Origin of the sequence: Micromonospora sp. NPDC005220 (genome assembly GCF_040607895.1) — a bacterium.
Lineage (GTDB): Bacteria > Actinomycetota > Actinomycetes > Mycobacteriales > Micromonosporaceae > Micromonospora.
This window is the reverse complement of sequence record NZ_JBEXHP010000044.1, coordinates 38,752-46,021: the sequence shown is the minus strand read 5'-3', so window position 1 is coordinate 46,021 and position 7,270 is coordinate 38,752. Positions and strand designations below refer to the sequence as shown.

Here is a 7,270-nt window from a genome sequence, read left to right as displayed (position 1 = left end):
GTTTTTTTGTCGTACACGTGTTCTCGTGTCTGGTTGGGATCGGGGCGTGGGGGCCGGCGGGGGGCGGGGGGCGGCCCCCCCCCACCGCGCCCGTCTGGGCCCTCGCCGAGCATGACCTGACCGCTGCGCTCGACGCCGCGCACCGGATCGAGCAGCAGCTCGCGGCGGTCAAGCTGACCCTGGTGCGCGAGCTGGACGGCCGAGGAACGGCCCAGGCGCAGGGCGCGTCGTCGACGGCGGTCTGGTTGCGCGACCGCCTCCGGCTGACCGTCCCCGCCGCCCGCCGGTTGGTCGAGCTCGCCAGCGCCCTCGACACGGGCGATCCCGAGGTCCGCCAGGCGCTGGCCGACGGGGATGTCAGCCTGGAGCAGGCCCGCGTCATCACCGACACCGTGGACACCGTGCGACGAGCTGCCGGCACCGAGGCCGCCGGCAGAGCGGTCGGTGTCCTCGTCGACTGGGCCGGCCAGTTCGACCCCACGCTGCTACGCAAACTCGGCACCCGCATCCTCGACCACGTCGCCCCCGACATCGCCGACGCCGCCGCCAAGGCCGCCCTCGACGCCGAGGCCCGCCGAGCCACCCGGGATCGTCACCTCACCCTCTCCGAGCTGACCGACGGCCGACTACGGCTGAGCGGCACCCTCGACGCGGAGACCGCCGGCCTGCTCCGTACCGCCATCGACCCACTGACCGCACCCTCCGGCCAGGCCGACCAACGCTCCCCGGGGCAACGGCGACACGACGCGCTCGGCGACCTCTGCCGACTCGCCCTGCGTACCGGCGAGCTGCCCGAGCACGGCGGCGAGCCGACACAGCTCGTCGTCACCACCAGCTTCGACGGCCTGGTCCGGCAGCTCGGCACGGGCACCCTCGACACCGACCTCGGGCTGACCGCCGAGACCGTGCGGCGGCTCGCCTGCGACGCGGCGATCCTGCCGGCCGTGCTCGGCAGCGCCGGTCAGGCGCTCGACGTGGGCCGGCAGCGCCGACTCGTCACCGGCCCCCTGCGTCGCGCGCTGGTCCTGCGCGACCGAGGTTGCGCCTTCCCCGGCTGCGATCGACCGCCGCGCTGGTGCGACGCGCACCACATCCGCCATTGGGCCGACGGCGGCGACACCAGCCTGACCAACTCGGTGCTCCTGTGCAGACACCACCACCGCCACCTGCACCACACCGATTGGAGCGTCCGGCTCGGCGGCGACGGCCATCCCGAATTCGTCCCACCCGCCTGGCTCGACCCCGAACAGGTCCCCCGCCGCAACCAGTACCACCGGCGAACGTAAGCCCATATCCGACAGCCAGGTCACCCGGACGACACGCCCCAGCCCACGAGCGTCGCTATTCCGTGGGAACACCCACTCCGGTCGCGGGACTTACCGTTGCGTGATGGAGCTCGACCACTACTCCGTCGCCGAGGGCGTCGCCATCACGAGTGACCTGACGGGCCTGCGTCGCCTCGCCGATCTGGTGGCGACCGGGGGTAGGTTGAACCTCGCGCAGCGCGCTCAACCGGGACGCCTGCGGGGTGTCCTCGTCGGCCTGGCGGACGGCCCCGTTGCCATCAGTGTCGATGATCGCGGCTATCTCACCGTCCACGGCGGCGCGGAGAGCCGATCTGTCCTCGCCGACCTGCTACGGGACGTGGCCGCCATGGACGACGGCGGCCACGTTCACCTGGAGTACGTCGAAGGCCACGAGTTCCTGGCGCCGGACAGCGTGCCGCTCATCCTCAACAGCCCACACGGCGGGATGCCCCGACGCTAACCAGGCGACCGCACGATCACGCCAGCCGCCACACCCGGCCGTCAGAGGTCGGTGACGCGGATGCCGGCGTGCGCCTTGTAGCGCTTGTTGATGGCGATCAGGTTGGCGGTGAACGCCTCGATCTGGTGGGCGTTGCGCAACCGGCCGGCGTAGATGCCCCGCATGCCGGGAATCCGGGCGGCGAGCGCGCCGACGATGTCGACCAGCTCGCGGTCCTCGGTGCAGATCAGCACGTCCAGATCGATCCGGTCGACCTCGGGGTCGGCCAGCAGCGGAGCGCTGACGTGGTTGAACGCCGCGCAGACCCGGGAGTCGGGCAGCAACGCGGCGGCCTGCTGCACGGCGCTGCCTTCGGCGACGGGCAGCGCGTACGGGCCCTGCTTGTCGAAGCCGAGCGGGTTGACGCAGTCCACGACGATCCGGCCGGCGAGCGGCTCGGCGAGGGCGGCGACGGTGGCGGCGTGCCCGTCCCACGGCACCGCGATGATCACCACGTCGCTACGTCGGGCCACCTCTTCGTTTGCCGCACCGGTGACGCTGCCGCTGGCCGGCACCCCGGGCAGGGCGGCGATCTCGGCCGCGGACTCGGCGGCCCGCTCGGCCGACCGGGACCCGATCAGCACCGTCTGGCCGGCCCGCGCGAACCGGTAGGCGAGGCCCCGCCCCTGGTCGCCGGTGCCGCCGATGATGCCGACCGTCAGCCCGGACACGTCGGGCAGCCTGCTCGCGTCGTATGCCATGGCCTCATCCTCGCAAACCGCTCGCCCGGTCAGCAGCGCCAAACGCTGTGAGAATCCCCGCTGCCGTCACCGACCGCGCCGCCGAGGAACGGACCCGAGCGGGCGACCGTGCGCCGAGGACCAGGCGGGCGAGCGCGCCGCCGAGGACCAGGCCAGGTCCGGACCAGGGCCGGGCCAGGACCAGGCCAGGACCAGGCCAGGGCCGGGCCAGGACCAGGCCAGGAGCAGCGCCGGCGGCTCGGTCAGGCCAGCTCGAACAGGACGGTCCGGGCCGCCGGGTCGGCGGTGACCAGTCGGACCCGGACCCGTTCGCCGAGCGGCAGTTGGCCGAGGCAGCGGGCGCGTACCGGCGGGGCGTCCAGCGCGACGGTGCCACCGGGTGGTCGGGGCCGGGACTTGCCGTTGGGCGGGGCGTCGACGTCGAGGACGGCCGCATCGAAGGTCTCGCCCACCCGGTGCTCCAGCACCGCCGCCTCGGCCAACTCGACGGCGCCACGGGCGGCCGCCGAGGCGACCCGGTCGGTGCTCGCCATCACCTCGGGCAGCCGGGGCAGCGCGGCGCGGGCCCAGTCGGGCACCGGCTGGGCCGCGTGCAGGGCCAGGCAGACCTCTGTGGCGTACCGGTCGGCCAGCCGCCGCAACGGCGCCGTCACGTGGGCGTACGCGGCCGCCACGCCACCGTGTTCCGGCTGCTCCGGCAGCTCACCGTCGAAGGCGGTGTACGCGGCACCACGCATCAGCTCGGCCGCCTGGTCGATGAACGCGGCGGCACGCGGCTGGGCGGCGTCCAAACCGGCGATCACCTGACCCGGGCCCACGTCGTCGGGCCAGTGCACGCCCAGCGGGGCGGCGGCGGCCCGGAGCCGCTGCACCGCCTCCGGCTTGGGCGCCGGCATGGTCCGCAGAAGCCCGATCCGGCCGGCCAGCATGATGTCGGCGGCGGCCATCCCGGTCAGCAGGGAGATCTGCGCGTTGTGCTCCTCCATCGGCACCGGCGCGCACAGCACCAGCCGCCAACCCTCGCCGTCGGGTTCCAGATCCTGCTCGGGCAGCGGCAGGTTGATGGCCCCGCGTCGCAGCCCACGCGCGGTCAGCCGGTCGCCGATCTCCGGCAGCAGCGCGATCGGGTCGGGTAGCCGCCCGGTCGCGGCTGCCGCCTGCACCCCGGTGTAGTCGAGTTTGGCCCGGCTGCGGACCAGGGCGCGTTCCAGCTCGACGGCCACGGTGCCGCCGTCGGCGTCCAGGTCGATGGTCCACACCACCGCGGCCCGGTCGTCGTCGGGCAGCAGGCTGGCAGCGCCCTCGCTGAGGGTGTGCGGGTGCAGCGGCACGTTCCCGTCGGGCAGGTAGATGGTCTGCCCCCGCCGCCAGGTCTCCGCCTCCAACGCGCCACCGGGGGTGACGTGCGCGGCGACGTCGGCGATCGCGTACCGCACCCGATAGCCCCCGCCTGGGCGGCGGGCGAGGTGCATCGCCTGGTCCAGGTCCCGCGAGCTGGCGGGGTCGACAGTGACGAACGGTATGTCGGTGCGGTCGACGGACGGCTGCGGCGGTGCCGCGGCCGCCTCGTCGGCTTCACGCTGGGCGTCGGCCGGGAACTCCTCGGGCAGGCCGAGCTCGCGGCGCAACGCGCCGAAGTCGATGCGGGGCGCGAGTACGCGTCGGATGACCACGGCTCAATCCTGACAGCGCCACCGGTGATCCGCTTCCGGTGACCGGCCGAGATATCCGCCTGGCGAGGGGTGACCGACGCTCAGCCGGTCGCCTTACGGGCAGCGGCGCGGGTGCCCCGCGGGGCGGTGGCTCGGGCGGCGACCGGGCGGGCCGGCGACTTGCGGGCGGTCACCTTGCGGGCGGTCTCCTTGCGGGCCGGCGCCTTGACCGCGGCGGTCTTCTTCGCCGGGGCCTTCTTCGCCGCCGCCTTGCGGGCGGTGGCCGACGAGGTGCCCGTCGCCTTCGCGGTCGGTGCCTTCTTGGCCGGCGCCTTGCGGGCGCCGCCGCTGGGACGGGTGGACGCGGTCTTCTTCGCCGCGGCCGTCTTCTTGGCGGCGGACGCCTTGGTCGCGACCTTGCGCGCCGGGGCCTTTGCCGCGGTAGCGGTCTTCCGCGCCGGAGCCTTCGCCGCGGTAGCGGTCTTCCGCGCCGGAGCCTTCGCCGCGGTAGCGGTCTTCCGCGCCGGAGCCTTCGCCGCGGTAGCGGTCTTCCGCGCCGTGGATGCCGGGGCCCGCTTGGCGGTGGCGGTGGTCCTGGTCGTGGCCTTCTTCGCGGGAGCCTTCTTCGCGGGGGCCTTCTTCGCGGGGGCCTTCTTGGCCGCCGTGGTGGTCTTCTTGGCCGGGGCGCGCCCCGCGCCGCCGGCGGCCTTGCGGGCCGGTGCCTTCGCGGCAGCCGTGGTGGACTTACGCACGGGGGTGGTCCGGCTCGCCGCCGTGTTCCGCTCCGCCGCGGCGGTCTTCTTCGCGGTGGTGCGTCGGGCGGCCGGGCGCTTGGTGGCCTGCTGTGCTTCGGCCATCGTGGTTCCCTCCTCGGGGGACGTGCTCTCGCGTGCGTCCTCGCGGAGCACGAAATGCCTCGGCGCGAGCCCGTCCCGCGCCGCCTATCTGTCGTCCCCGGCCCAACGAGCGTCCTCGGCATCCCACGCCTCGTTCCGCTCCTGCACTCGTTGCAGGGCGTTCTCCGCGTCGGCCGCCGAGTCGTACGGGCCGAGAACGTGCTTGGCCGGACACACGTCGGCGTCCGTCTCGACCCGGTGATGCCGGGTGCACCAGTAGAACTGCCCACCACGTCCGCTGTCGCTCATGGGAATCACTGTGCACCGCGAACCGGCCGGCCGCCACCGGATCGCACAAGTCGCCGACGATCTCCACAGTAGATATGCATGGCGTTCGTCGGGCCGAAATGGCGAAACGGGTGGGACTGGAACACCAGAAGATGCGCAGGTGAGCCCCGCTGTGAGGTCGCCTCTATGATCGCCGGATGGCGACACCGGACTACATCGTGGGGTTACGCAAGCATGTTGGTCACGACCTGCTCTGGCTGCCCAGCGTCAGCGCCGTGATCCGCAACGACGCCGGCGAACTGCTGCTCGGCCAGCGCGCCGACGACGGACGCTGGTCGGTGATCAGCGGTTTCGTCGAGCCGGGCGAGCAACCGGCCACCGCGCTGGTCCGTGAGGTGCGCGAGGAGACCGGCCTGGAGGTGGCGCCGGTGCGGATGTCCAGCGCTGTCTCGCACCCGCACACGTACCCCAACGGGGACCGCTGCGAGTACCTGAACCTGGGGTTCCTGTGCCGGGTGGTGGCCGGCACCGCCCGGGTCAACGACGACGAGTCGCTGGCCGTGCGGTGGTTCCCGTTGGATCGGCTGCCCGAGCTGGACAAGCACGCCCTGCTGGTCATCGCGTACGCGCTGCGCGAGAACACGGTGGCCGGTTACCTGGAGCCGGGCACGACGTGGGACGACGTACCCGACTGAGATTCACACATGGGGTCGGCGCGAGGGCGACCGGCGCGGCGGGGGCCGACCGGGCGGCCCGGATGGTGTACGCCAGCGCGTACGGCATGCAGGCCAGGTAGAGCATGGGCTCCACCAGGACCCGGTTGGTGATCAGGAAGATCTCCCACTGGATCGGCCGGGGCAGGCCGAAGTTCCAGTCCGTCCAGCAGGCGAAGAGCCACAGCGGCGCGGAGATCGGGTCGACGCGTTCGCGTGCCTCGATCACCGGCCCGGCACCGATCCCGCCGGGGTACGTGTCGACGACGGCGAGGATCACCGCGAGGTCGGCGGCGACGAGTGCGCCGAGGACGCCCACCCACCAGGCGGCGCGGAGGCGACCCCGGGCGGCGAGGCTCGCCGCACCCCAGAGCGCCAGCGTCAGGCCGGCCAACCAGAGCAACAGACCGGGTACGGCACCGGCCAGGCTCTCGGCGTTGGTGACGTACAGGAACAGGATGACGGCCACGCCGACGGGGAGCACCACGCCGAGCGTTATGCGCAGTGGGCCGTCGAGGGCGCTGTGCCGGGCCCAGCGGGCGGCGAACACGGCCAGCAGGACCGCCAGCACGATGATGGAGAGCGCCCAGATCGGCTTCTGCGCCCGCTCCGCCCAACTCACCCGGAACATCAACACGTTGTGGACGGAGAACATCGCCAGCCCACCGACGGCAACGATCCCGACGCAGGCGATCGGGGACAGCAGCAACGCCGCAGCGGTCCGGCGGGCTCGACCGCGCAGCAGGTTGCGGTCGACGAGCGGGGCACCGGCGCGACTGACGGCAAGGCTCACCGCGAAGCCAACCATCCTCGTCCGGCGACCGCTCTCGGCCAGCACGTGCAGCTCGGCGGCCCACTCCCGGCGCAGGTCGTCGCGGACGTCGGCCGGCCAGCGACGCGCTGCCAACTCCAGCAGCACCTCGGCGATCCGACGGGTCACCACGCCGGCGCTCCGGTGGGCTCGGTGCCGCCCCACGAGGGACGACCGTCGGGAATCGCGGCACGCAGGTCGGCGAGCGCCTGGCGGGCCTGCGCCACCCCGACGGCGGTGAGCCGGTAGTAGCGGCGGGCCGGCCGCCCGGCCGCGACGGGATCGATCGCCTCCCAGTCGGCGGCCAGCCAGCCGGCCCCCTGCAACCGGTGCAGCACCGGGTAGAGCGTGCCGCTGGGCAGGCCGGTCAGACGCATCAGGTCCAGCCCGTAGCGCTGCGCGTCGGGCTCGGCGAGCAGCGCCCCGAGCACCTTCGCGACCGGAATCGTCATCCGCATCCGGC

General features: G+C 73.5%; 9 protein-coding genes. 3 read left to right on the top strand and 6 right to left on the bottom strand.

The window, feature by feature from the left end; all coding sequences use genetic code 11:
* The first annotated feature begins 38 nt into the window (after window positions 1-38).
* Both ABZU52_RS18150 and ABZU52_RS18145 read left to right on the top strand, forming a co-directional pair.
* On the top strand, window positions 39-1,286 hold the full coding sequence (locus tag ABZU52_RS18150) for a DUF222 domain-containing protein (protein ID WP_354972166.1): 1,248 nt from the start codon (window positions 39-41) through the stop codon (window positions 1,284-1,286).
* 103 nt (window positions 1,287-1,389) lie between these two features.
* Complete coding sequence (locus tag ABZU52_RS18145) at window positions 1,390-1,767, top strand: hypothetical protein (protein WP_354972163.1); 378 nt, start codon at window positions 1,390-1,392, stop codon at window positions 1,765-1,767.
* A gap of 41 nt (window positions 1,768-1,808) precedes the next feature.
* Here ABZU52_RS18145 and npdG read toward each other — a convergent pair whose 3' ends face one another.
* The 4 genes from npdG to ABZU52_RS18125 all read right to left on the bottom strand — a co-directional run bounded on the left by npdG (window position 1,809) and on the right by ABZU52_RS18125 (window position 5,304).
* A complete protein-coding gene (gene npdG, locus ABZU52_RS18140) occupies window positions 1,809-2,507 on the bottom strand; it encodes an NADPH-dependent F420 reductase (protein WP_354972162.1) in 699 nt (232 codons plus the stop codon).
* A gap of 242 nt (window positions 2,508-2,749) precedes the next feature.
* A complete protein-coding gene (locus ABZU52_RS18135; protein WP_354972161.1) occupies window positions 2,750-4,180 on the bottom strand; it encodes an RNB domain-containing ribonuclease in 1,431 nt (476 codons plus the stop codon).
* 80 nt (window positions 4,181-4,260) lie between these two features.
* Entirely contained in the window at window positions 4,261-5,016 is a 756-nt protein-coding gene (locus ABZU52_RS18130) for a histone (RefSeq protein WP_354972160.1), read from the bottom strand.
* An 84-nt stretch (window positions 5,017-5,100) separates the two neighbouring features.
* The gene (locus tag ABZU52_RS18125; RefSeq protein WP_354972159.1) at window positions 5,101-5,304 is read right to left on the bottom strand and encodes a hypothetical protein; all 204 of its coding nucleotides are present in this window, start codon (window positions 5,302-5,304) and stop codon (window positions 5,101-5,103) included.
* Between the two features lie 176 nt (window positions 5,305-5,480).
* Here ABZU52_RS18125 and ABZU52_RS18120 point away from each other — a divergent pair, with 176 nt between their 5' ends.
* Entirely contained in the window at window positions 5,481-5,978 is a 498-nt protein-coding gene (locus ABZU52_RS18120; RefSeq protein ID WP_354972158.1) for an NUDIX domain-containing protein, read from the top strand.
* On the opposite strand, the gene ABZU52_RS18115 is transcribed toward ABZU52_RS18120, so the two are convergent.
* Entirely contained in the window at window positions 5,899-6,939 is a 1,041-nt protein-coding gene (locus ABZU52_RS18115) for a hypothetical protein (protein WP_354972157.1), read from the bottom strand. The two genes, ABZU52_RS18120 and ABZU52_RS18115, sit on opposite strands and share 80 nt — an antisense overlap.
* The gene (locus ABZU52_RS18110; RefSeq protein ID WP_354972156.1) at window positions 6,933-7,265 is read right to left on the bottom strand and encodes a helix-turn-helix transcriptional regulator; all 333 of its coding nucleotides are present in this window, start codon (window positions 7,263-7,265) and stop codon (window positions 6,933-6,935) included. The genes ABZU52_RS18115 and ABZU52_RS18110 overlap by 7 nt, the downstream gene beginning before the upstream one ends.
* Window positions 7,266-7,270 lie beyond the last annotated feature (5 nt).